Raw genomic sequence first — 24,299 nt, forward strand, 5'->3', positions numbered from 1 at the left:
CACTGGGTCCCGGCTTTCGCCGGGACGACGGTGGGTTCATGCGTCCGCTTGTGCTGTGCTACGACGCTCAAAACGCGTCCGTCTCCCCCGTGAACTCCTTTTCGATCAGGTCCGCACTCGCCGCCGCCGTATCGATCGCACTGTCGAGCTGGTCCGCCGACGCATCCGCCGGAATCTTCACGACGAACACCGCATACCCGTCGCCCTGCTTGACCCAGCTGCCGAGGATCACCTCGTGGCTGTGTTCCAGCAGCCGGTTCGCCACCTTCGCCGGCAGCATGCCCTTCTCCAGCGACTGGTAGCCGTTCGACCAGATCTCGCGCACCGCCAGTCCGTCGACGCGGTGCACGTTCGACATCACGTAGACCAGCTGCGTGCGGCCGTCGCCCATGTCGACGGTGATGGCGTAGTCGTTGTCCTCGTCCACCTCGTACGGCGTGCCGCGCGCTTCAAGATGGCGCTTGACCAGCGGATCGGCCTTGTCGGCGGCAGACGCCGGCGCGGCCAGCAGGCTTGCGCTCAGCAGGAGCAGGAGCAGGAGCGGCGAGGGCAGGTTCATACGGACGTTCCGGCGTGGGCGTGGTGCGTAGTCTGAGCGCGGCCGGGCATGAACGTCCACCGCGGCGCACGCTTCGCAGGCGGCGGCGCTTGCGGCATGCTGACGGACACCGCTCACGGGGGAACACAGCCATGGCACGAGGTCCTGCCCGCCGCACCGCGCGCTGCCTGGTCGTGCTGGTGCTGGTGCTGTATGGCGCCTACCTCGTTGCGGCGAACCTGTTCATCAACTCCCCGCTCGCGGCGCCGCTGCTCAACCGCAAGCCCGAGCGCTTCACGATGGACTGGTCGTGGGGGCTGAGCGCGTGGCCGGGGCAGGTGGTGTTGTGGGATCTGCATCTGCGCGGACAGGCGCGGCACATCGTGTGGTCGGTGGAGGCGGGGCGTGCATCGGGTTACATCGCCGCGTTGCCGTTCGCGCGGCGCACGCTGCGCGTGCCGCTGGCGCGCGCGAGCGACCTGCGCGTGGCGATCGAGCGCGTGCCGGACGAACTGCCGCCGGCCGAGGCGCGCGACAACGGCTTCGTGCTGGAGTTTCCCGTCATCCGGTTCGATACGCCGCTGCAGGCGACGATCGAAGGCGTCGCGATCCGCGGCCACGCGCAGGGACAGGCCGGATGGCGGCAACAACTGCGCGGTGGCCCGATGCAGGTGTTTGCGTCCAGCGTGCACATGACGCAGACGCAGATCGCGCGCAAGGACCAGGCCTGGCTGCACGCGGTGGATTTCACCCTCGACGCCCGGGTCGACGAACACCGTCGCCGCGACTCTCCAGGGCTGGGACTGCTGCAGCACCTCGTCGCGCAGCTGCGGCTGCAGGGGGTGACCAACACCCTGGCCATCGACTACCGCGACCCGGTCCCGGCCTGGTCGTTTTCGCCCGGCGCCGGCACCGTCGTGGCCGACCTCACCCTCGATCACGGGATCCTCGCGCGGGGCGGATCCCTCGCGCTGCTGCTGCCGGTGCACGCTCGCCTGCAGGACGGCAGCGAAAACAGCGGCGATGCCGACCTGCGGTTTTCGGTCGACGACGGCCTGCGCCTGCAGGCCGCGGTGCCGCCGATCGACGTGCTGCGCTCGGATGCGAAACTCGACCTGCGCCTGCCCACGCGCGACCTGCCGCTGCCGCCGTGGGACGCGCAGCTGCGTCGCATCGACGGCAGCGCCACGCTGCATTCGCGTTTCGACTCGCTCGGCTGGATCACGCCGATGCTGGAACGGCTCAAGGGACTGGAACTCGACGGCAGCGGCGAGGTGCACGCTGTCGTGCAGATCGTCGACGGCACGCTGGCGCAGGGCACCTCTGTCACGGTCGACCGCGCCGACATGCATCTGGTGGCCTTCGAGCACCGCGTCAGCGGCCTCGCGCACGCGCAGGCGGATGTGGTCGCGGACGAACGCCTCGGCCAGCGCGTGCGCGCGAAGGTCACGTTCGACCGCTTCGACATCGCCGCGGCGGATGCGCCCACGTCCGCGCTCGGTGCCGGCGGCAACCTCGTGGTGGACCTCGACGCCGGCGGCGCACTCGACACGCTGCGCGACAACATCGCGGTGCGGATGCAGTTCGACGACGCACGGCTGCCGGACCTGCGCCTGTTCAACCGCTACCTGCCGGCACACGGCGTCGAACTGCTCGCCGGCACCGGCACGCTCGCCGCCACCATGCACATGGACGCGCAGAAAAACACCAGCGGCGGCCGCATCCGGCTCGACACGCAACGGTCCGGACTGCGCGTGGGCGATCTCGCGTTCACCAGCGACGTGGCCGTCGACGCGCGCCTCGCCGACGCGGCCCTCGGCGACATGCGCTTCGAGGCCGGCGGCAGCACGGTGTCGCTGCGGAACGCCCGCATCGACTCGCCCAAGGGCGAGCGCGACAGCGCGTGGTGGGCCACGCTCAAGCTGCGCGAGGGCGACATCTCGCTGTCGCGTCCGCTGCTGGTGCGGGCGCGTGGCGAGGCGACGATGCGCGACATCGGTTTCGTGCTGTCGCTGTTTTCGGCGAAGAAGGATTTCCCGAAATGGATCGCGCGCCTGCTCGACGCGGGCGAGGCCACGGTCGAGGGCCAGCTGCATCTGGTCGAAAAGGAAGTGGTGGTGGACCGCGTGGTCGCGAGCAACGACCGCTTCGACGTGCAGGCCCGCCTGCGACTGGGCGAGGGCAAGCCGACCGGTGACCTGTACGCGCGCTGGGGCGTGCTCGGACTCGGCATCGAGCTCAAGGCCGGCGAACGCGACATGCGTGTCGTCGGCGCAAAGAAGTGGTTCGAGGCGCAGCCCAACTACCTGCCGGAATAGCGGCGCCGCATCGTCTGCGCGCATTCGTTAGAATGCCCGGATGCCCCTGATCACCCTGAACGACGTCGACTACAGCGTCGGCGGCCCGCTGCTGCTCGAACGCGTGGTGCTGTCGATCGAGCCGAACGAGCGCATCGCCCTCATCGGCCGCAACGGCGCCGGCAAATCCACCCTGATGCGCCTGCTGTACGGCGAGATCAAGCCCGACGACGGCGAGGTGCGCGTGCAGAACGGCGTGCGCATCGCGCGGCTGGAGCAGGAAGTGCCGCACGGCGCGGCCGGCACCGTGTTCGATGTAGTGGCCGATGGCCTCGGCGATGTCGGCCACTGGCTGGCGGAATTCCATCACCTGAGCCATGCCGACGACGTCGACATGGTCGCGCTGTCGGCGGTGCAGGCGAAGATCGACGCCGCCAACGGCTGGTCGCTCGACCGCAGCGTCAGCGACACGCTCGACACGTTGAGTCTCGACGGCGACAAGGACTTCGCCGCGCTGTCCGGCGGCATGAAGCGCCGCGTGCTGCTGGCGCGCGCGCTGGTGTCGTCGCCCGACCTGCTGCTGCTCGACGAGCCGACCAACCATCTGGACATCGAGGCCATCGACTGGCTCGAAGCCTTCCTCAAGAGCTGGACCGGCAGCCTGATCTTCGTCACGCACGACCGGCGTTTCCTGCGGTCGCTCGCCACGCGCATCGTCGAGATCGATCGCGGCCAGGTGACGAGCTGGCCGGGCGACTGGGCCAACTACGTGCGCCGCCGCGAAGAACGCCTCAACGCCGAATCGGTGGAAAACGCGCGCTTCGACAAGTTTCTCGCGCAGGAGGAAGTGTGGATCCGGCAGGGCATCAAGGCTCGCCGCACGCGCGACGAAGGCCGCGTGCGCAGGCTCGAGCGCATGCGCAGCGAGCGCGCGCAGCGGCGCGAGCGGGGCGGCAATGTCAGCCTGGACCTCGCATCGGCGGAAACCTCCGGCAAGAAGGTCATCGAGGCAAAGGACGTGGCGTTCGCCTACGGCGACCGGGTGCTGGTGCGCGATTTCGGCGGCACGATCCTGCGCGGCGACCGCATCGGGCTGATCGGCCCGAACGGCAGCGGCAAGACCACGCTGCTCAAGCTGCTGCTCGGCGAACTGCAGCCGAGCGCGGGCGAGATCAGGCGCGGCACCAATCTCACCATCGCGTATTTCGACCAGTACCGGGCCACCCTGCGCGAGGACTGGAATGCGCTCGACAACGTGTCCGAAGGCGCGGACTTCATCGAGGTGGGCGGCAAGCGCAAGCACGTGCTCGGCTACCTGCAGGATTTCCTGTTCACGCCCGAGCGCGCGCGCGCGCCGATCACGCGGCTGTCGGGCGGCGAGCGCAATCGCCTGCTGCTGGCCAAGCTGTTCGCGCAGCCGAGCAACCTGCTGGTGATGGACGAACCGACCAACGACCTGGACGTCGAGACGCTGGAGCTGCTGGAAGAACTGCTCGGCGAATATCCCGGCACGCTGCTGCTGGTGAGCCACGATCGCGACTTCCTCGACAATGTGGTGACCTCCACGCTGGTGATGGAAGGCGACGGCCGCGTCGGCGATTACGTCGGCGGCTATACCGACTGGTTGCGGCAGCGCGCACGGGCCGCGGTGCGGCAGGTGAACGTGGCGGCGGCGCGACCGCGCGACGCGGCGGCCAAACCCGCGCCTGCGGTCACGGCGGCAGCGTCGGCTCCCGCCGCGGCCAAGAAGAAGCGCAGCTTCAAGGAGCAGAAGGAGCTCGAATCCCTGCCGGCGCTGATCGAACAGCTGGAAGCCACACTGGCGACGATGGCCGCGCAGATGAACGAGCCCGGGTTCTACCAGCGCGACGCGACACTGATCGTCGCGCACGGCGACCAGCTCTCGCGCACGCAGGCCGAGCTCGAGCGCGCGTACGCGCGCTGGGAATCCCTCGAATCCGGCTGACCTTGTCGGAGCCGACCGAGCGCTCCGCTGTTTCCTTCTCCCGTCGGGAGAAGGACCGCTGGACTGTCGCCCTCCTGGCGTCACTGGATTGCCGCAGCGTCGCCAGCCTGAATTCCTTCTCCCGGCGGGAGAAGGTGGCGGCAGCCGGATGAGGGAGCCACGCGCACATCTCTGGGACGTTGATCGGATCCTGCGTCGTGGCTTTCGCTTCGTCAGACCCGTCTGTATTCCGAACAGACGACTCGCCCTCATCTGCCTGCCGGCATCTTCTCCCGACGGGAGAAGAGACTCGGGCTGGCACGTCGAGGCAGGCGGCTGTTGTTCGCCTCGCTGTCGTTCGCTTCACTGACTACCGAATCGCCGTTGCTTGATTCGCCCGCCACGTGACGTCGCACCGCCAATGCTTCACTCTGTCGCTCTTCCGGCATCCACCGACAACAGCCCCATGACCCACTCCCGCGAAGACTGGACCGCCTCCGCCGCCACCCGCCCGCTCTCGGGCGAACTGCGCGTGCCCGGCGACAAGTCCGTGTCCCACCGCGCCATCATGCTCGGCGCGCTGGCCGACGGCATGTCCACCGTCACCGGCTTCCTCGAAGGCGAAGACACGCTCGCCACCGCAGCGGCATTCCGTGCGATGGGCGTGCGCATCGACAGCGAAGGCGAGGGCAGGCGTATCGTGCACGGCGTCGGCCTGCACGGTCTGCAGGCGCCGACGGCGCCGATCGACTGCGGCAACGCCGGCACCGGCATGCGCCTGCTGGCGGGCCTGCTCGCGGCGCAGGCGTTCGACAGCGTGCTGGTGGGCGATGCGTCGCTCTCGCGCCGCCCGATGAAACGCGTCACCGAACCGCTGGCGGCGATGGGCGCGTCGATCGACAGCGAATCCGGCGGACTGCCGCCGCTGCGCATCCGCGGCGGCCAGCGTCTGCGCGGCGTCGATTACACCCTGCCGGTGGCGAGCGCGCAGGTGAAATCCGCGCTGCTGCTCGCCGGGCTCTACGCCGACGGCGAAACCGTGGTGCGCGAGCCGCACCCCACGCGCGACTACACCGAGCGCATGCTCGCGACGCTCGGCTGGCCGATCGACTTCGAACCCGGCCTCGCGCGGCTTGGCGGAGGCCATCGCCTGCAGCCGGCGCAGATCGCCGTGCCGGCGGACTTTTCGTCGGCCGGGTTCTTTCTCGTGGCCGCCACGCTGATCCCCGGCTCCGATCTGGTGCTCAAGGCGGTCGGCATGAACCCGCGCCGGACCGGGCTGCTGTCGGCACTGCGGCTGATGGGCGCGGACATCGACGAACTCGATCCGCGCGTCGAGGGCGGCGAGCCCGTCGCCGACCTGCACGTCCGCCACGCCCGGCTCCACGGCGTAGCTGTGCCGGAGCATCTGGTTCCCGACATGATCGACGAATTTCCCGTGCTGTTCGTCGCCGCTGCCTGCGCGATCGGCACCACCACGGTGTCCGGTGCGGCCGAGCTGCGGGTCAAGGAATCGGACCGCATCGCCGCCATGGCCACGGGCCTGCGCGCCTGCGGCATTCGCGTCGACGAAACGCCGGACGGTGCCGTGATCCACGGTGGCACCGTGCAGGGCGGGGAGATCGACAGCCACGGCGACCACCGCATCGCGATGAGCTTCGTCGTGGCCGGGCAGGTGGCCCGCGATGAGATCCGCGTGCTCGATTGCGCCAACGTCGCGACCTCGTTCCCGGGCTTCCGCGCGCTGGCGGGCGCGGCCGGCATGGCGCTGCGTTCGGCCGGCTGACGCCGCTACCATGTCCGCATGACCGACATCCCCATTCTCACCATCGACGGCCCGTCCGGCGCCGGCAAGGGCACGATCAGCCGCGCCGTCGCGCAGCGTCTGGGCTGGCATTACCTCGACTCGGGCGCGCTGTACCGCGCCATCGGCGTGGCCGCCGGCTGGGCCGACGAGGATCTGGCCGACCACGTCGCGCTGATGCGACTGGCCTTCAACACCCGCATCCAGTTCGTCACCGACGCCGGCCACGAGCCGCGCGTGCTGGTGGACGGCGTCGACGCAACCCACGAGTTGCGCACCGAAACCGCCGGCGCGGCGGCGTCCGCGATTGCCGCCATTCCCGAAGTGCGCGCCGCGCTGTTCGAGAAACAGCGCTCGTTCCGCCAGCCGCCGGGCCTGGTCGCCGACGGCCGCGACATGGGCACCGTCGTGTTCCCCGAGGCCCCATACAAGGTGTTCCTCACCGCCAGCGCCGAGGAGCGTGCCGAAAGGCGCCATAACCAGTTGAAGCAAAAGGGGCTTGAGGTTACACTTGACGGTCTGTTACGCGAGATCCTCGCGCGTGACGCCCGCGACGCCCAGCGCGCCGTGGCTCCGCTCAAGCCCGCACCCGATGCGGTGCTGGTGGATACCACGGGCGTGCCGATCGACGCGGTGGTCGAGCGCGTGCTGTCGCTGCTGCCGGAATCGCTCCGGGCGCACTGAGCATCACGCGGCGGGATGACCGGGCGGTGACATCGCCCACGCCATTCGCGCGGACGGGGTCGGTGCACCGGAAATTCCACGGACTCGGAGCGGCATCTCCAAAGCCGTCGTCCCGGCGCAAGCCGGGACCCAGTGACGTTGCCCTGGTTTTTCAGAACCGACGCCACTGGGTCCTGGCTTGCGCCGGGACGACGAGCAGAATGTTCTTCATCCGAGTATCAGGACGCAGCAAGCAATGACCGCCAGGACGGCAGTCGAAACCCAACCCCCGCCGCAATCCCGCGTCGGGTCAACCCTGGTGCCCCGGCACCGCACAACGGTGGTTCGTGACGCGCCCGCGCAGGGCCAACTCGCGAACCGTGTGTTCAACAGAGAAGATTTATGACCGAATCATTCGCAGAACTGTTCGAAGCCAGCGAAACCATTTCCAAGCTCAAGCCCGGCGCCATCGTCATCGGCACGGTCGTGGAAGTGCGCAACGACGTCGTGGTGATCAACGCCGGGCTCAAGTCCGAAGGCATCGTCCCGATCGAACAGTTCCGTAACGACGCCGGCGAAATCGACGTGGGCGTGGGCGACCAGGTGAAGGTCGCGCTCGACTCGCTCGAAAACGGCTTCGGCGAAACCGTCCTGTCGCGCGAGAAAGCCAAGCGCGCCATGGTGTGGGACGAACTCGAGGAAGCGATGGAAGCCAGCGCCACCGTCACCGGCCGCATCAGCGGCAAGGTCAAGGGCGGCTTCACCGTCGACATCAAGGATGTCCGTGCGTTCCTGCCCGGCTCGCTCGTGGACGTGCGTCCCGTGCGCGACCCGGTGTACTTGGAAGGCAAGGAACTCGACTTCAAGATCATCAAGCTCGACCGCAAGCGCAACAACGTGGTCGTATCGCGCCGCGCCGTGGTCGAGAGCGAGTTCTCGGTCGAGCGCGAGCAGCTGCTCGAGAAGCTGCAGGAAGGCGCGGTCGTCGCCGGCGTGGTCAAGAACCTCACCGACTACGGCGCGTTCGTCGACCTCGGCGGCATCGACGGCCTGCTGCACATCACCGACATGGCGTGGAAGCGCGTGCGCCATCCGTCCGAAGTGGTCAACGTCGGCGACGAGCTCCAGGTCCGCGTGCTGAAGTACGACCGCGAGCGCAACCGCGTCTCGCTCGGCCTCAAGCAGCTCGGCGAAGATCCGTGGGACAACATCTCGCGTCGTTACCCGACCGGTGCGCGTCTCATCGGCAAGGTGTCCAACGTCACCGATTACGGCTGCTTCGTGGAAATCGAGCCGGGCGTCGAAGGCCTGGTGCACGTGTCCGAGATGGACTGGACCAACAAGAACGTCAATCCGTCCAAGGTGGTGCAGGTCGGTGACGAGTGCGAAGTCATGGTGCTCGACGTGGATGAAGAGCGTCGCCGCATCTCGCTCGGCATCAAGCAGACCCGTTCCAATCCGTGGGAAGCGTTCGCCGCGATCCACAAGAAGAACGACAAGGTCTCCGGCCAGATCAAGTCGATCACCGACTTCGGCATCTTCGTCGGTCTCGACGGCGGCATCGACGGCCTCGTGCACCTGTCCGACATCTCCTGGAACGCCACCGGCGAAGACATCGTCCGCCAGTTCAAGAAGGGCGATACGGTCGAAGCCGTGGTGCTGGCGGTGGACCCGGAACGCGAGCGCATCTCGCTCGGCATCAAGCAGATGGAGCAGGATCCGTTCGGCCAGTTCATGGCGAGCAATCCGAAGGGCACCATCGTCACCGGCACCGTCAAGGACGTGGACGCCAAGGGTGCGACCATCGACCTGGGCGAAGGCATCGAGGGCTACATCCGCGCCAACGACATCGCCAAGGAGCGGGTCGAGGACGCGACGCAGCACCTGAAGGTCGGCGATACGGTCGAGGCCAAGCACGTGGGCATGGATCGCAAGGGTCGCACCCTGCAGCTGTCGATCCGCGCCAAGGACGAGGCCGAGCTCGCCGAGACGCTGTCCGACTACCAGAGCGCGTCGGGCGGCACCACGAAGCTGGGTGCGCTGCTGCGCGAACAGCTGAGCGGCAACAAGTCCGAGTAAGTGCGTGGGTGGCGCCCGGCCCGGACGGGTCGGGCGTTGCCGGATCCGGCGGCGACCGGATCGAACGTGTACCGCGGAGCGGCCCGGCGACATCCGGGCCGCTCCGATTCACTCTTGCAGATTCACTGTCGGACCCGCGACTGGCATGACCAAATCCGAATTGATCGAGGCATTGGCCTTGCGTCAGGTGCACCTGAAGTCCGACGACGTCGACCTGGCGGTGAAGACCCTGCTCGAACAGATGAGCGGCGCGCTGGCCGGCGGCGAACGCATCGAGATCCGCGGCTTCGGCAGCTTTTCGCTGCATTTCCGCCCGCCGCGCATCGGTCGCAACCCCAAGACCGGCGACTCCGTCGCGCTGCCGGGCAAGCACGTGCCGCACTTCAAGCCGGGCAAGGAACTGCGCGACCGCGTCAACGGCGTGACGCCGCTGCCGCATACCGCGGACTGACGCCCTCGAACCGTATTCGCGGTGCACGCGACGTTCCGTCGGTTGCCGCTGCGTGCCGTCGATCGCAGCACCGGCAGTGCCGTCCGGACGCACCGTCCGCAGACGCGAACCACGGCACGACCAAGCCGATGCACTTCGGCTAAGCTTCCACGATCCATCGCGGAGTGCCGCTGCCGATGCGCATCGTTTTTCTTCTGCTTGCCTTCGTGTTTCTCGCTGCCGGCGTGGTCTTCGGCGCGTTGAACCCGGAGCCCGTCACGGTCGATTTCTACTGGGTGCAGCTGCCGGTGTCGGCCGGCTTCGCGTTGCTGCTCGCCGCGCTCGCGGGAGCGGTGCTGGCCGGGCTGGTGCTCACCGTGAGCGTGATCTGGCCGTTGCGCGCGCGCCTGCGGCGGCTGCAGCGACGTTCGCCCGCATTTGCCATCGATCCGGCGGTCGTGCCGTCCGATGCGCCCGATCCGGAATGGACGGTCTCGCGCACGCCATGATGCCGGACCGCACGCGCGCATGAGCGAACTTGCGTTGGTCTTCCTGCTGCTGCCGGTCGCGGCGCTGACCGGCTGGCTCGCCGGACGGCGCGGCAGCGAGCGCAGCAGCGGCAGGCGCGTCAGCACGCTGTCCACCACGTATTTCCGCGGCCTGAATTTCCTGCTCAACGAGCAGCCGGACAAAGCGATCGAGGTCTTCCTGCAGATCGCCGAGGTCGACAAGGACACGGTGGAGACGCATTTCGCGCTCGGCAACCTGTTCCGCCGTCGCGGCGAGGTGGACCGCGCCATCCGCGTGCACCAGAACCTCATCGCGCGCACCACGCTGACCGACGAGCAGCGCACGCAGGCGGTGATGGAGCTGGGCGAGGACTACATGCGCGCCGGCCTGCTCGATCGCGCCGAGGCGCTGTTCGACGATCTGGTGAAAGCCGATGCCTCCGCACCGAAGGCGCTCAAGCACCTGATCTCGATCTACCAGCAGGAGCGCGACTGGGCCAAGGCCATCGACCACGCGCGCCGCTACGAGAAAGCCACCGGCGAGCCGATGGGCAAGCTGCTCGCCCAGTTCCAGTGCGAGCTCGCCGAGCAGGCGCGCGCGCGCGGCGACCTCGACGCGGTGCGCACGCACCTGCGTGCCGCCTACGCCGACGATTCCAACTGCATCCGCGCCGGCATCATCGAAGGCCAGCTCGAACTTGCCGCCGGCAACGACGCCGGCGCCATCCGCGCGTTCGAGCGCGTGGCGCGGCACGATGTCGACTATCTGCCCGACATCCTCAAGCCGCTGCTCGCGTGTTACGAGCGCAGTGCCGAGCGGCCGCGCGCGCGCGCGTTCCTCGCCGAGATGATCGAGCGTTATCCGGGCGTGTCGCCGATGCTCGCGCTGGCGCGCCTGATCGAGCAGGACGACGGCCACGCCGCCGCCACCGAGTTCCTCACCCGCCAGCTGCGCAGCCGGCCCTCGGTGCGCGGGCAGGGCGCGCTGATCGATCTGAGCCTGGCGCAGCGCAGTCCGGCCGAACGCGAAACGCTGCTGGTGCTGCGCCAGCTCACCGAGCAGCTGGTCGCCAGTGCGCCGACGTACCGCTGCAACCGCTGCGGCTTCGGCGCGCGTTCGCACCACTGGCAGTGCCCGAGCTGCAAGAACTGGGGCAGCGTCAAGCCGATCCACGGCGCGACGGGCGAATAGGGCCGCGATGTTCGCCGCGCTCGGCCCGGGACTGTCGGTGGCGGGGCTTGCGCTGCTCGCCAGCGCACTGCTCACGGTCGCGGCGTTGCGCTACGCGCGCTGGCGCCGGATGCTCGACCAGCCTGGACGGCGGCGCATGCACCGCGAAGCCACCCCGCGCGGCGGCGGCATCGCGATCGTGCTGGTTGCCGCTGTCGCGGCGCTGCTTCTGTTGCCGCAGCCGATCGGCGGCGCATTTGTCGCAAGCCTCGCGCTTGTGGCCGGCATCGGCTGGATCGACGACCATCGGCCGCTGTCGGCCGGACTGCGGCTGGCGGTGCACCTGTTTGCGGCGCTGCTGTTCGTCGCGGCACTTTGGCCGCCGGAGACGTTGCGGACAGGGCGCGATGTGCTCGTGTTCGGCACGGCGGTGCTTGGCCTCGCCGGTGCGATCAATTTCTGGAACTTCATGGACGGCAGCAACGGCCTGGTCGCCAGCCAGAGCCTGTGGGTCGCCGCCGGCCTCGGCGGCGTGCTCGCGGCGCTCGGCGCCACGCCGTGGACGCTGTGCGCGCTGGCGCTGGCGGGCGCGTGCCTCGGCTTTCTGCCGTTCAATTTTCCGCGCGCGCGGATCTTTCTCGGCGACGTCGGCAGCGGCGGGCTCGGGTTCGCATGCGGGGCCCTGTGGTTGGTGGCATTCGAGACCGACCGCAGCGCAATCTGGTGGCTGCTGCTCCTGCCCGCCGTGTTGCTCGCGGATGCGGGTCTGACCCTGCTGCAGCGCGTGGTGGGCGGACGCCGTTGGTATACTGCGCATCGCGAACATCTTTACCAGTGGTGCATCCGCAGCGGCGCGAGCCACGCGCGCGTCGCCGGCATGTACATGGGCTGGAATCTGCTCGTGGTGTTGCCGGCGATGCTCGCCATGCTGCGCTGGCCGGCGGCGAAGGCCGGCATTGCCCTGGCGGTGCTGGCTGCGACCGCGATGCTGTGGCTGGTCGGCAAACGTGCGGTCCTGCGCCGCGTCAGGAACCCGGTATCGCGCTGATGCGTTTCAATGCCCTCATCGGAGCCATCCATCCGCGTCTGGCGGTCGTGCTGCACGACCTCGTGATGGTGTGGCTGGCGTGGTATGTCACCAACGTGGTGCGCTACAGCATGGTGCCCGGCGCCGATCCGGTGCCGCTGTTCGCGATCGAACTGCCGTTCGTGCTGCTGGCACAGGCGCTGGTGCTGTGGTGGACCGGCCTGTACCGCGGCCTGTGGCGTTTCGCAAGCGTGCCGGACCTGTGGAACATCGCGCGCGCCGGTGCGCTCGGTGCGCTCGCGATCACGCTGACCCTGTTCCTCGTCACGCGCCTGGCCAACGTTCCGCGCGCGGTGCTGCTGCTGTATCCGTTGACGCTGCTGCTGTTTCTCGGTGGTCCGCGCATGTTGTACCGCCTGTGGAAGGACAGCCGTTACGGCGACAGCGATCGCACGCCGGCCAAGCGCGTGCTCGTGCTCGGTGCCGGCCGCGCGGGCGAGGCGCTGGTGCGCGAGTTGCGGCGCGAGAACCGCTTCCGTCCCGTCGGCTTCGTCGACGACAACCGCCAGCTGCGCGGCGCCAAGGTGCACGGCGTGCCGGTCATCGGCGAACTCGAACGGCTGCCCGAGATCGCCAAGCAGGTCGCGGCCGAGATGCTGCTGATCGCCATGCCCAGTACCAGCAACGTGCAGATGCAGCGCGTGGTGGCGCTGTGCGAGGCCACCGGCCTGCCGTTCCAGACCGTGCCGCGCCTGCAGGACGTGGTGGAAGGACGTTCGAGCTTCAACCAGCTCAAGGAAGTGGCGATCGAGGATCTGCTCGGACGCGATCCGGTGTCGCTGGACTGGACCGCGATCCGGACCGGGCTTGCCGGGCGGCGCGTGCTGGTGTCCGGCGGTGGCGGATCGATCGGTTCGGAACTGTGCCGGCAGATGGCGCGGCTCGGCGTCGAGTCGCTGTGCATCGTCGAGGTGTCGGAATACAACCTCTACCGCATGGAGCAGGAACTGCGCGCCGAGTTTCCCGATCTCGTGCTGCAGACCGTGCTCGGCGATTGCGGCGACGCCGCCGTGATCGACCACGCGATGGCGCTGGCCTCGCCGCAAGCCGTGTTCCATGCCGCTGCGTACAAACACGTGCCGCTGCTGCAGGAGCAGTCGCGCGAAGCCTTCCGCAACAACGTGCTCGCCACGCAGACGGTGGCCCTGGCGGCGGTGCGGCACGGCGTCGAGAGCTTCGTGTTGATTTCCACGGACAAGGCCGTGAACCCCACCAACGTGATGGGCGCGAGCAAACGCGTCGCCGAGTTGCTGTGCCAGACGCTGGCGCGCGAAAGCGCCACGCGCTTCATCACGGTGCGCTTCGGCAACGTGCTCGATTCCGCCGGCAGCGTGGTGCCGCTGTTCCGCGAACAGATCCGCCGCGGCGGCCCGGTGACGGTCACGCACCCGGAGATCACGCGCTACTTCATGACCATTCCCGAGGCCTGCCAGCTGATCCTGCAGGCGGCGACGCTGGGGCAGGGCGGCGAAATCTTCGCGCTCGACATGGGCGAGCCGGTGCGCATCCGCTATCTTGCAGAGCAGATGATCAAGCTGACGGGCAAACATCCCGAACGCGACGTGCAGATCGTCTACACCGGCCTGCGCGCCGGAGAAAAACTGTTCGAGGAGCTGTTCCACGAACAGGAGCACTACCAGCCGACGGGGCACCCGAAGATCATGCTCGCGCAGCCGCGCGAACTGCCGCGCGCATCGCTGGAAACGGCGCTGCACCACGGCCGGCAGGCGGTACTGCGTTACGACCGCGCCACGCTCGACCGCTTGCTGCAGGAACTCGTGCCCGAGTTCGTGCCCGGCTCCGGCGGTGGCGCGGAGGTGATTTCGATCAATCGTCGCACCAGTTGATTCGACCTGCTCGGCGCGCACACGATGGCGCGTTCCCTGCATGAGTCGCTCTCCGCAAGACCGCACAAGGAGTGATGGATGTTCGGACCCGTTCGCAAGGCAGTCTTCCCGGTCGCAGGCCTGGGCACGCGTTTCCTGCCGGCCACCAAGACCGTGCCGAAGGAAATGCTGCCCGTCGTCGACAAGCCGCTGATCCAGTACGCCGTCGACGAGGCCATCGAGGCCGGCTGCGACACGCTGGTGTTCGTCACCAACCGCTACAAGCATTCGGTGGCGGATTATTTCGACAAGGCCTACGAGCTGGAGCAGAAGCTGGAGAAGGCCGGCAAGACGGAATTGCTGGCGCTGATCCGCGACATCCTGCCGCGCCACGTGCGCGCGGTGTTCGTGACGCAGGCTGAAGCACTCGGCCTCGGCCATGCGGTGCTGTGTGCGAAGCCGGTGATCGGGAACGAACCGTTTGCGGTGCTGTTGCCGGACGACCTGATCTGGAACACCGGCCCGGGTGCGCTCAAGCAGATGGTCGATCTCTCGCAGGCGCAGAACGCCAGCGTGATCGCGGTGCAGGACGTGCCGCGCGCGCAGACCGGCAGCTACGGCATCGTCGCGGCGCCGGAGTTCAACGGCCGCCACGGTGCCATCGAACAGATCGTCGAGAAGCCGAAACCCGACGTGGCGCCGAGCACGCTGGCCGTGGTCGGACGGTATGTGCTGAGCCCGCAGGTGTTCGGGCTGCTGGAGAAGACGAAGCCCGGCAGCGGCGGCGAGATCCAGCTCACCGACGGTATCGCGGCCCTGCTGCAGCAGGAAAAGGCGCTGGCGTATCGCTTCGAAGGCCGGCGGTTCGACTGCGGCAGCCGCATCGGCCTGATCGAGGCGACGATCCGTTTCGCGCTCGACCACGAGGATCTCGCGGACGAGGCGCGACGCTACATGCGCGCGGCGCTCGACGAGACCAACTGAGGCGCGAGCGATGACCGAGCCGGTGGCCGCGCCAGCGACGATTTCGTGGGCGCAGTTCGAGGACGTGCTGCTGTGTGCGGGCACGGTGCTGCGGGTGGAGGATTTCCCCGGTGCGCACAAGCCGGCGTGGAGGCTGTGGGTCGACTTCGGGCCGTATGGCGTGAAGAAGACCAGTGCGCAGGTGAAGGCGATCTACTCGGCCGAGGAATTGGTTGGCCGGCAGATCGTCGGCGTGATCAATTTTGCGCCGAAGCAGGTGGGAAGTTTCATGAGCGAGTTCCTGCTTACCGGGTTCCAGACGGAGGAGGGGATCGTCGTGACGGCGATCGAGCGGCCGGTGCCGAACGGGGCGCGCCTGGTCTGAGCTGCAGTCTCTGCGCTTCGCCCAAGCCGAGAGCCGCGAGCCTGAATTCCTTCTCCCGTCGGGAGAAGGTGCCGGCAGGCGGATGAGGGCGAGTCGGTGCGTGCTGGTCCATAGCTGTCGTCGGTGCGGGCTGCCTTGAAGGCGCTCTGCGCGTGCTGCGTCGGGGTGCCTGACGTGGCTCGCCCTCATCCGCCCTGCCGGGCACCTTCTCCCGTCGGGAGAAGGAACGCTTCGTTTTGCGCTTCGAATCCTGAGTCGCAGCGAAAATGAAAAGGGCGGCCGAAGCCGCCCTGATCACTCGCACGGTTGTCAGCTGCAATCAGAGCGCTTCGAACACCCCCGCAGCGCCCATGCCGGTGCCGATGCACATCGTCACCATGCCGTACTTCTTGTTGTGGCGCTTCATGCCGTGCGTGATCGTCGCCGTACGCACCGCGCCGGTCGCGCCGAGCGGATGGCCGAGCGCAATCGCACCACCCAGCGGGTTGATCTTCGACGGATCGAGGCCAACGTCACGAATCACCGCCAGCGCTTGCGCCGCAAACGCTTCGTTGAGTTCGATCCAGTCGAGCTGGCCCTTTGTCAACCCGGCCTGCTTCAGCGCCTTCGGAATCGCCGCGATCGGGCCGATACCCATCACTTCCGGCCGCACACCGGCCACCGAGAAACTCACGAACCGCGCAAGCGGCGTCAGCCCGTAGTCCTTGATCGCCTGTTCCGACGCCAGCAGGATCGCCGCCGCACCATCGCTCATCTGCGAGCTCGTGCCCGCGGTCACGCTGCCACCGTTGCGGAACACCGCACGCAGCTTGGCGAGGCCTTCGAGCGAGGTATCCGCACGCGGACCTTCGTCGTTCTCGATCAGCGCCTTCTTCACCCGCACGGCATTGCCGGCGAGATCGGGAAAACGCGAGATCACCTCATACGGCGAAATCTCGTCGCGGAATTCACCCGCAGCGACGGCTTTCAGCGCCTTCTGGTGCGAGGCCAGCGCAAACGCGTCCTGGTCTTCGCGGCCGATGTTCCACTCCTCCGACACCTTCTCGGCCGTGATGCCCATGCCGTAGGCGATGGCGATGTTCTCGTCGGAGAACGCCTTCGGCGACATGCTCGGGTGGTGGCCCATCATCGGCACCATCGACATCGATTCGGTGCCGCCGGCCAGCATCAGGTCGGCGTTGCCGAGGCGGATCTGGTCGGCCGCCAGCGCCACGGCCTGCAGGCCGGACGAGCAGAATCGGTTGATGGTCTGCGCGGCGATGACGTTGGGCAGGCCGGCCAGCAGCAGGCCGATGCGCGCCACGTTCATGCCTTGCTCGCCTTCGGGCATGGCGCAGCCGATGATGGCGTCGTCGATGCGCGTGGGGTCGATGCCCGGCGCCTGCGCGACGACGCTTTTCAGCACGTGCGCCAGCAGCTCGTCGGGGCGGGTGTTGCGGAACGCGCCGCGCGGCGCCTTGCCGACCGGGGTGCGGGTGGCGGCGACGATGTAGGCGTCCTGGATTTGTTTCATGGCTTTCTCCGAAAGCGTGATTCGGGATTCGTGATTTGTGATTCGAAAGCTTGTGATTCGTGATTCGTGATTGGTGATTCGAAAGAGCGAGCGTGCTTCTACGAATCCCTAATCCCGAATCACGAATCCCGGAAAGCCGCTCAGTTCCTGAGCGGCTTTCCCGTCTTGAGCGTGTGCAGGATGCGCGCCTGCGTCTTGGGCATCTGCGCGAGCGCGACGAAGTGTTCGCGTTCCAGGCGCAGTAGCCAGTCCTCGTCGACCAGCGAGCCGCGGTCGATCTCGCCGCCGCTCAGCACGGTGGCGATGCGCTTGGACACTTCGAAATCGTGCTCGGAGATGAAACGGCCTTCGAGCATGTTGACCAGCATCATCTGGAACGTGGCGATGCCGACGTCGCCGGCCACCGGGATCTGGCGCGCCGGCAGCGGCGGGCGGTAACCCGATTCGGCGAGGCCGCGTGCCGTCGCCTTCGCCACGTGCAGCAGTTCGAAGGCGTTGAACACCACCACGTCGCTCTCGCGCAGCAGCTTCAGTTCCTTGGCTTCGAGCGCGGAGGTGGAGGTCTTGCCCATCGCCACGGCTTCGAAGTAGGGCTTGAGGCCGGTGTAGAGATCGCCGCTGCCGATGGCGCGGCCGACGCGTTCGGCGATTTCCTTCAGGCCGCCACCGGCCGGCAGCAGGCCCACGCCTGCTTCCACGAGGCCGATGTAGCTCTCCAGCGCCGCGACCGTGCGCGCGCTGTGCATCTGGAACTCGCAGCCGCCGCCGAGCGCGAGGCCACGCACCGCGGCCACCACCGGTACCAGCGAATACTTGATGCGCTGGCTGGTTTTCTGGAAGTCCGCGATCATCGCGTCGAAGCCGGCGATGTCGCCCGACTGCAGCAGGCCCATCGCGCCGGTGAGGTCGGCGCCGGCGGAGAACTGCTCGCCGGACTGCCAGATCACGAGGCCGGCGAAGTTCTTCTCGGCCTCGTCCACGGCGCGCTGCACGCCGTCGATGACGCCCTGCGAGACGGTGTTCATCTTGGTCTTGAAGCTCAGCACCGCGATGCCGTCGCCGTCGTGCCACATGCGCACGGCATCGGTTTCGAACACGGTTTGACCCGGGTCGAACGTCTCGCCGAGCAGCGGATCGGGGAAACGCTGGCGCTGGTAGACGGCGAGCTGGCTGCGCGGCAGCACGGTGTCGCGTGCCGGCGAGTAGCTGCCTTCGGCGGTGTGCACGCCGTCGCGGCCGTCGAACACCCAGTCCGGCAGCGGCGCGTTGGCCATGGTCTTGCCGGCGGCGATGTCTTCGGCGATCCAGCCGGCCACCTTTTTCCAGTCCGCCGCCTGCCAGGTCTCGAACGGGCCGAGTTTCCAGCCGTAACCCCAGCGGATGGCGAAGTCGACGTCACGCGCGGTTTCGGCGATCGAGGCGAGGTGGAAGGCGCTGTAGTGGAACAGGTCGCGGAACACCGCCCACAGGAACTGCGCCTGTGGATGCTGGCTTGCGCGCAGCTTTTCGAACTTCTCGACCGGGTTTTTCAGCTTCAGGATTTCGACCACTTCCGGCGCGGCTTCGCGATCGGACGGGCGGTAATCCTGCGTCGAGAGATCGAGGACCACGATGTCCTTGCCGACCTTGCGGAAGATGCCGGCGCCGGACTTCTGCCCGAGCGCGCCCTTCGACACGAGCGCCTGCTGCCACTCGGGTGCCTTGAAGTACTGGTGCCACGGATCGTCCGGCAGCGTGTCGTGCATCGTCTTGATGACGTGCGACATGGTGTCGAGGCCGACCACGTCGGCGGTGCGGAACGTCGCCGATTTCGGACGGCCGATCAGCGGGCCGGTCAGCGCGTCGGCTTCGTCGAAACCGAGGTTGAAGGCGGCGGTGTGGTGCATCGTGGAGAGGATCGAGAACACGCCGATGCGGTTGCCGATGAAGTTCGGGGTGTCCTTGGCATAGACCACGCCCTTGCCGAGCGTGGTGACGAGGAAGGTTTCGAGGCCTTCGAGCACGTCTTTCGCGGTCTTGCGGCAGGGGATCAGTTCCGCGAGGTGCATGTAGCGCGGCGGGTTGAAGAAGTGCACGCCGCAGAAACGTTCATGCAGCGAGGCGGGCAGGGCATCCACGAGGCTGTTGATCGACAGGCCCGAGGTGTTGCTCGCGATGATCGCGTGCGGGGCGATGTGGGCCTCGATCTTGTCGTAGAGGTCCTTTTTCCAGTCCATGCGCTCGGCGATGGCCTCGATGATGAGGTCGCAGTCGCGAAGCAGGTCCAGGTGCTGGTCGTAGTTCGCGGCGGTGAGCGCGGCGGCCTTGGCCTTGGTCGCGAGCGGCGCGGGCGAGAGTTTGCCGAGGTTGGCGATGGCCTTGTCGACGATGCCGTTCGGCGCGCCTTCTTTCGCGGGCAGGTCGAACAGGATGGTGTCGACGTCGGCATTGACCAGATGCGCGGCGATCTGCGCGCCCATGACGCCGGCCCCGAGCACGGCGACCTTGCGGATACGGAGTTGGGGCATTGCGGTGTTCCCTATGCGAGCGGTGGAGGTGGGTGGACGAGTTGTTTGCTTGGTACGGATCGATTTCGTTGGGCTGCATGTCGGCCGCGACGGTTCACTCTCTCCGTCGTCCCGGCGAACGCCGGGACCCAGTGACGTGTTTGTTGTCGATGGGCCGGCGTAACGTCGCTGGGCCCCGGCGTTCGCCGGGGCGACGGTCACGGTGTGTGGCGGGCGTGTGAAGTTTGCTCATGGAGCGCGGAGGCCCGCAGCGACGAAGGCAACGAGTTCAGTCGCTGCACGCTCGCAATGCGCCTGCTCGGTCCCGGTCGTCGCGCGGCGCAGGATGCCGAAATCCGCCATCGCATACGTCAGCGCACCGGTGAGGAAATCCAGCCGCCAGTACAACTGTTCCTTTGCCAATCCCGGCACGCACTCCATGATCGTGCGCGAGAATTCGCGCAGCACATGCCCGTAATGTTCGGACAGGAACTTGCGCAACCGCTCGTTCTTCTCCGCGTACGCCCGCGCCAGCACGCGCACGAAGGCCGCACCGCCGTCGCTGTCCAGGCTCATCGCCAGCGGCGGCTCGACAAAGGCGCGCAGCACCGCTTCCAGCTGCACCGGCGCCTGCTCGCGCGCCGCGGCCAGCGCAGTCATGCGCGCGCGGCTCATGTCGTCCATGCGGCGGCGGAACACCTCGGCGACAAGGTTTTCCTTCGACCCGAAGTGGTAGTTCACCGCGGCAAGGTTGACATCGGCCCGACTCGTCACCAGACGCAGCGACGTGCCCGCGAACCCGTGCTGCGCAAACAGCGCCTCGGCCGCATTCAGGATGCGTTCCTTGGTGGAAAAGTGCGGGGTCGTCATGCGGTCGGACGGGTGCCTGATTCAAACGTTTGTTCGAGTCGATGGTAGCTGTCGTCGACCGTCCCGGTCAAACGCCCGTTTGAGCCGTCGTGAGGCTCGGTGAGGGGGTGTGCGGTTCGCCCGGTAGCGGTGAAAGACGTTGCAATTCGCGTCGTAACCCCCGGTTTAATGCCGAATTTCGGTGCTACAATCCCAGACCCTGAATGGGGGCATTCAATCAACAATCTGGAGACCCGGCATGGCGCTGGAGCGCACCCTTTCGATCATCAAGCCCGACGCTGTCGCGAAAAACGCGATCGGCGCCATCGTTGGCCGCTTTGAAGCGGCGGGACTGAAGGTCGTCGCAGCAAAACTCAAGCAGCTCTCGCGCAAGGAAGCCGAAGGCTTCTACGCGGTGCACAAGGAGCGTCCGTTCTTCGGCGCGCTGGTCGAATTCATGATCTCCGGCCCGGTCTTCATCCAGGCGCTGGAAGGCGAAGGCGCGATCCAGAAGAACCGCGACCTGATGGGCGCCACCGATCCGAAGAAGGCCGACAAGGGCACCATCCGCGCCGACTTCGCCGAGTCGATCGACGCAAACGCCGTGCACGGGTCGGACAGCGCCGAGAATGCCGCGATCGAGATCGCGTACTTCTTCGCCACCACCGAAGTCGTCTCGGCCTGATTCCCGATCGAGCCTGATGCGATGAGCGCGGTCGAGACCACCACCACGCAGATCACGGTGCCGGACACCCGGACCAATCTCTTCGGCCTCGACCGCGTCGGGCTGGAACGGTTTTTCGCCGAGAAACTCGGCGAAAAAACCTACCGCGCCCACCAGATCATGAAGTGGATGTACCACCGGCACGCGACCTCGTTCGCGGAGATGACCGACCTCGGCAAGGCGCTGCGTGCCAAGCTCGAAGAGGTCGCCACCATCGTCACGCCGACCGTCGTGTTCGAGAAGCCGTCGGTCGACGGTACGCACAAGTGGCTGCTCGGCATGGACACGAGCAACGCCATCGAAACCGTGTTCATTCCCGACAAGGGCCGCGGCACGCTGTGCGTGTCGAGCCAGGTCGGCTGCGCGCTGAACTGCCAGTTCTGCAGCACGGCCACGCAGGGTTTCAACCGCAACCTGTCCGCCGCCGAGATCATCGGTCAGGTGTGGGTGGCGGCGCGGCACCTGGGCAACATCCCGCACAAGGACCGCAAGCTCACCAATGTCGTGATGATGGGCATGGGCGAGCCGCTGATGAATTTCGACAACGTGGTCACCGCGATGAGCATCATGCGCGACGACCTCGGCTTCGGCCTCGCCAACAAGCGCGTGACTCTGAGCACCGCCGGCATGGTGCCGATGATCGACAAGCTCTCGGAGGCCAGCGACGTGTCGCTCGCCGTGAGCCTGCACGCCGCCAACGACGACCTGCGCACCAGCCTCGTCCCGCTCAACAAAAAGTACCCGATCGCCGATCTGATGGCCGCGTGCACGCGCTACGTGCAGCGCAAGAAGCGCACCTCGATCACGTTCGAATACACCCTCATGAAAGGCGTCAACGACCAGCCCGCGCATGCGCGCGAACTGGTGCGGCTGATGCGCCGGTTCACCAACGAGCTGCAGGATTCCGACGCGGCCAAGGTGAACCTCATCCCGTTCAACCCGTTCACCGGCACGCGCTTCGAGCGCAGCACGGAGACCGACATCCGTGCGTTCCAGAAGATCCTGCTCGACGGCAAGGTGCTGACGATGGTGCGCCGCACGCGCGGCGACGACATCGACGCCGCCTGCGGCCAGCTCAAGGGCCAGGTGATGGATCGCACGCGCCGCAACGCGACGTTCCGCAAGTCGCTGGAGGCGGGCCGCGCGGGCGGCGAAGGAGACATCGATGCGGCCGCATGACGCGCTGTGGCTGGCGGTGCTGCTCGCGCTCGGCGGCTGCGCGAGCGGCGGCGGCGGACGCACGCCGGCGCGCGCCGACGTCGATTCGCCGTCGCAGCAGGCGGCGCAGATGCAGGTGCAGCTCGGGCAGGGATACCTGCAGCAGGGCAAGCTCGAAACCGCGCAGGAACGCCTGCAGCGTGCTCTGAAGCTCGATCCGCGCAACGTCGATGCGCACACCATGCTCGCGGTGCTCAACGAGCGCATCAACCGGCCCGAGATCGCCGAATCGTTCTATCGCAAGGCGACCGAACTCAAACCCGACGGCGGCGCGGTCAACAACAATTACGGCGCCTTCCTGTGCGGCAAGGGCCGATACGCGGAAGCCGACACCTATTTCCAGCGCGCGCTTGCCGATCCGTTCTACAAGACGCCCGGCGATGCCTACGGAAATGCCGGCACCTGCGCGGCCAAGGCCGGCCAGCCGGACAAGGCGCTCGCCTACTTCCGCAACGCGCTCGAAACCCAGCCCACGAACGCGATGGCGCTGTTCGAGATGGCGCGCATCAACTACGAGAAAAACGACAACCTGCGCGCGCGTGCCTTCATGCAGCGGCTGGAGGCGGTGACGCCGCCCGAGCCGCAGATCCTGGAGCTCGCCGAACGCATCGAACTGCGCCTGGGGGACAGGTCGGCGGCGAAGAAGTACCGCGACCGCCTCGAGCAGGAATTTCCCGACTACGAACCGGTCACCACGACCGAAGGATCGCCTTCGCCATGATCGACAACGTCCAGGACGAGCGTCAGCCGCAGCTGCCGCACCTCGACCTGCCGCTGGGGCTTCGGCTGCGCCAGGGGCGCGTGGCCGCGGGACTGAGCGTCGCCGAAGCCGCCGAGAAGCTGCGCCTGCGCATCGCCATCGTGGACGCGATGGAGCGCGAAGACCTGACGGCGCTCGGCGCCTCGGTCTACGTGCGCGGCTACTACACCAGTTACGCCCGCATGCTCGGCGTGCCGATGGCGCTGGTCGATGCCGGTCTCGCGCGCGAAGCGTTGCCGGTGGCGCCGCAGCTGCACACCACCTCGCGCCTGTCGCACGGCCGCTATCTGTTCGATCGCTACGCCCGGCGCGCGGTGTACGTGGTGCTGACCGCGTCGATCGTGTTGCCGGTGATCCTGCTCGCCACCCGCGATCATCTGCCCGATCGCCAGGCACTGCTGACCCCGCTCGACGCGCCGATCGCGCTGCCGGACGCCTCGCGCGTGGCTGGCGACGACGCCGTGGCCGGGTTGCCGACGCCGGATGCCTCGGTGACCGGCGCGCAATCCCAGACCGTGCCGGGCGTGCTGCCACCGGCCGTGGTTCCGCCGGCTGCGGCCAGCCGCGAATTCCCGGTGATGGCATCGCTGACTCCGTTCTACAGCCAGAACCAGGCCCGGCCCGAAGCGCCCGCGCCGGAGTCGGCCCCGGACGCGCCCGACGCCGCTCCGGCCGACGCCACACCGGCCGGCGGTGCGCTGCGCCTGGCGTTCGAGGGCGACAGCTGGGTGGAAGTCACGGGCCACGACGGCAGTCGCCTCGCCTACGGACTGATGCGCGCCGGCGAAGCACGCGACTTCGCCGCGGCCGACGTGGCGCGCGTGTCGCTCGGCAATTCGGAGGCGGTCCAGGTGCGCATGAACGGCGCGCTAATGGATATCTCGCCCTATCGCCGGGCCAACGTCGCCCGGTTTACGGTATCCTCCGACGGTTCGCTGGCCCCGGCCGGCGGCTGATCGCGGCGGCGGTCCGCCACGCCGCGCGACCCGGCGGCGCGACACCTTTCCGAACCCACCCGCGTGGGCACCGTCCGGTGCCCCGATGACACGGAT

The 24,299-nt window shown here is 67.7% G+C and carries 20 protein-coding genes; 16 read left to right on the forward strand and 4 right to left on the reverse strand.

Annotated features, from left to right (window positions below; translation table 11 throughout):
• Positions 1 to 67 precede the first annotated feature (67 nt).
• Positions 68 to 559, reverse strand: coding sequence for a hypothetical protein (locus tag HNQ52_RS10175; protein WP_246387762.1), 492 nt, complete (start codon positions 557 to 559; stop codon positions 68 to 70).
• 131 nt (positions 560 to 690) lie between these two features.
• Between HNQ52_RS10175 and HNQ52_RS10180 the strand changes: the two genes are divergently transcribed.
• The 12 genes from HNQ52_RS10180 (at position 691) to HNQ52_RS10235 (ending at position 15,697) form a co-directional block, all read left to right on the forward strand.
• A complete protein-coding gene (locus HNQ52_RS10180; protein WP_183961027.1) occupies positions 691 to 2,856 on the forward strand; it encodes a hypothetical protein in 2,166 nt (721 codons plus the stop codon).
• A gap of 40 nt (positions 2,857 to 2,896) precedes the next feature.
• Entirely contained in the window at positions 2,897 to 4,801 is a 1,905-nt protein-coding gene (locus HNQ52_RS10185) for an ATP-binding cassette domain-containing protein (RefSeq protein WP_183961028.1), read from the forward strand.
• 445 nt (positions 4,802 to 5,246) lie between these two features.
• Positions 5,247 to 6,566, forward strand: a complete 1,320-nt coding sequence (gene aroA, locus HNQ52_RS10190) for a 3-phosphoshikimate 1-carboxyvinyltransferase (RefSeq protein ID WP_183961029.1) — start codon at positions 5,247 to 5,249, stop codon at positions 6,564 to 6,566.
• An 18-nt stretch (positions 6,567 to 6,584) separates the two neighbouring features.
• A complete protein-coding gene (gene cmk / locus HNQ52_RS10195; protein WP_183961030.1) occupies positions 6,585 to 7,268 on the forward strand; it encodes a (d)CMP kinase in 684 nt (227 codons plus the stop codon).
• Between the two features lie 381 nt (positions 7,269 to 7,649).
• The gene (rpsA, locus tag HNQ52_RS10200) at positions 7,650 to 9,326 is read left to right on the forward strand and encodes a 30S ribosomal protein S1 (RefSeq protein WP_183961031.1); all 1,677 of its coding nucleotides are present in this window, start codon (positions 7,650 to 7,652) and stop codon (positions 9,324 to 9,326) included.
• A gap of 145 nt (positions 9,327 to 9,471) precedes the next feature.
• Positions 9,472 to 9,777 (forward strand): integration host factor subunit beta, encoded by a 306-nt coding sequence (locus tag HNQ52_RS10205; RefSeq protein ID WP_183961032.1) that lies wholly within the window; start codon positions 9,472 to 9,474, stop codon positions 9,775 to 9,777.
• Between the two features lie 176 nt (positions 9,778 to 9,953).
• Positions 9,954 to 10,265 carry a lipopolysaccharide assembly protein LapA domain-containing protein gene (locus tag HNQ52_RS10210; RefSeq protein WP_183961033.1) on the forward strand — a complete coding sequence of 104 codons (312 nt, stop codon included), beginning with the start codon at positions 9,954 to 9,956 and terminating at the stop codon, positions 10,263 to 10,265.
• A gap of 19 nt (positions 10,266 to 10,284) precedes the next feature.
• On the forward strand, positions 10,285 to 11,457 hold the full coding sequence (lapB, locus tag HNQ52_RS10215) for a lipopolysaccharide assembly protein LapB (RefSeq protein WP_183961034.1): 1,173 nt from the start codon (positions 10,285 to 10,287) through the stop codon (positions 11,455 to 11,457).
• Positions 11,458 to 11,464: 7 nt separating this feature from the next.
• Positions 11,465 to 12,484: an MraY family glycosyltransferase gene (locus HNQ52_RS10220; RefSeq protein WP_183961035.1), complete on the forward strand. Its 1,020-nt coding sequence runs from the start codon at positions 11,465 to 11,467 to the stop codon at positions 12,482 to 12,484.
• The gene (locus HNQ52_RS10225; protein ID WP_183961036.1) at positions 12,484 to 14,370 is read left to right on the forward strand and encodes a polysaccharide biosynthesis protein; all 1,887 of its coding nucleotides are present in this window, start codon (positions 12,484 to 12,486) and stop codon (positions 14,368 to 14,370) included. The genes HNQ52_RS10220 and HNQ52_RS10225 overlap by 1 nt, the downstream gene beginning before the upstream one ends.
• A gap of 78 nt (positions 14,371 to 14,448) precedes the next feature.
• Positions 14,449 to 15,333: a UTP--glucose-1-phosphate uridylyltransferase GalU gene (gene galU / locus HNQ52_RS10230; RefSeq protein ID WP_183961037.1), complete on the forward strand. Its 885-nt coding sequence runs from the start codon at positions 14,449 to 14,451 to the stop codon at positions 15,331 to 15,333.
• A gap of 10 nt (positions 15,334 to 15,343) precedes the next feature.
• The gene (locus HNQ52_RS10235; RefSeq protein WP_183961038.1) at positions 15,344 to 15,697 is read left to right on the forward strand and encodes a tRNA-binding protein; all 354 of its coding nucleotides are present in this window, start codon (positions 15,344 to 15,346) and stop codon (positions 15,695 to 15,697) included.
• Between the two features lie 319 nt (positions 15,698 to 16,016).
• On the opposite strand, the gene HNQ52_RS10240 is transcribed toward HNQ52_RS10235, so the two are convergent.
• From HNQ52_RS10240 to HNQ52_RS10250, 3 genes are all read right to left on the reverse strand, one after another.
• The gene (locus tag HNQ52_RS10240; RefSeq protein ID WP_183961039.1) at positions 16,017 to 17,210 is read right to left on the reverse strand and encodes an acetyl-CoA C-acyltransferase; all 1,194 of its coding nucleotides are present in this window, start codon (positions 17,208 to 17,210) and stop codon (positions 16,017 to 16,019) included.
• 140 nt (positions 17,211 to 17,350) lie between these two features.
• Positions 17,351 to 19,717: a 3-hydroxyacyl-CoA dehydrogenase/enoyl-CoA hydratase family protein gene (locus HNQ52_RS10245; protein ID WP_183961040.1), complete on the reverse strand. Its 2,367-nt coding sequence runs from the start codon at positions 19,715 to 19,717 to the stop codon at positions 17,351 to 17,353.
• Positions 19,718 to 19,945: 228 nt separating this feature from the next.
• Positions 19,946 to 20,566 (reverse strand): TetR/AcrR family transcriptional regulator, encoded by a 621-nt coding sequence (locus HNQ52_RS10250; protein ID WP_183961041.1) that lies wholly within the window; start codon positions 20,564 to 20,566, stop codon positions 19,946 to 19,948.
• Positions 20,567 to 20,804: 238 nt separating this feature from the next.
• On the opposite strand from HNQ52_RS10250, the gene ndk reads away from it, so the two are divergent.
• The 4 genes from ndk to HNQ52_RS10270 are packed head-to-tail and all read left to right on the forward strand — an operon-like array spanning position 20,805 to position 24,203.
• Positions 20,805 to 21,230 (forward strand): nucleoside-diphosphate kinase, encoded by a 426-nt coding sequence (gene ndk / locus HNQ52_RS10255; protein ID WP_183961042.1) that lies wholly within the window; start codon positions 20,805 to 20,807, stop codon positions 21,228 to 21,230.
• A 21-nt stretch (positions 21,231 to 21,251) separates the two neighbouring features.
• Positions 21,252 to 22,448, forward strand: coding sequence for a dual-specificity RNA methyltransferase RlmN (rlmN, locus tag HNQ52_RS10260; protein ID WP_183961043.1), 1,197 nt, complete (start codon positions 21,252 to 21,254; stop codon positions 22,446 to 22,448).
• Entirely contained in the window at positions 22,435 to 23,208 is a 774-nt protein-coding gene (pilW, locus tag HNQ52_RS10265) for a type IV pilus biogenesis/stability protein PilW (RefSeq protein WP_183961044.1), read from the forward strand. Before rlmN ends, pilW begins: the two co-directional genes overlap by 14 nt.
• Entirely contained in the window at positions 23,205 to 24,203 is a 999-nt protein-coding gene (locus HNQ52_RS10270) for a RodZ domain-containing protein (protein WP_183961045.1), read from the forward strand. Before pilW ends, HNQ52_RS10270 begins: the two co-directional genes overlap by 4 nt.
• Positions 24,204 to 24,299 lie beyond the last annotated feature (96 nt).

The sequence above is a fragment of the Chiayiivirga flava genome (genome assembly GCF_014202825.1).
Taxonomy (GTDB): domain Bacteria; phylum Pseudomonadota; class Gammaproteobacteria; order Xanthomonadales; family Xanthomonadaceae; genus Chiayiivirga; species Chiayiivirga flava.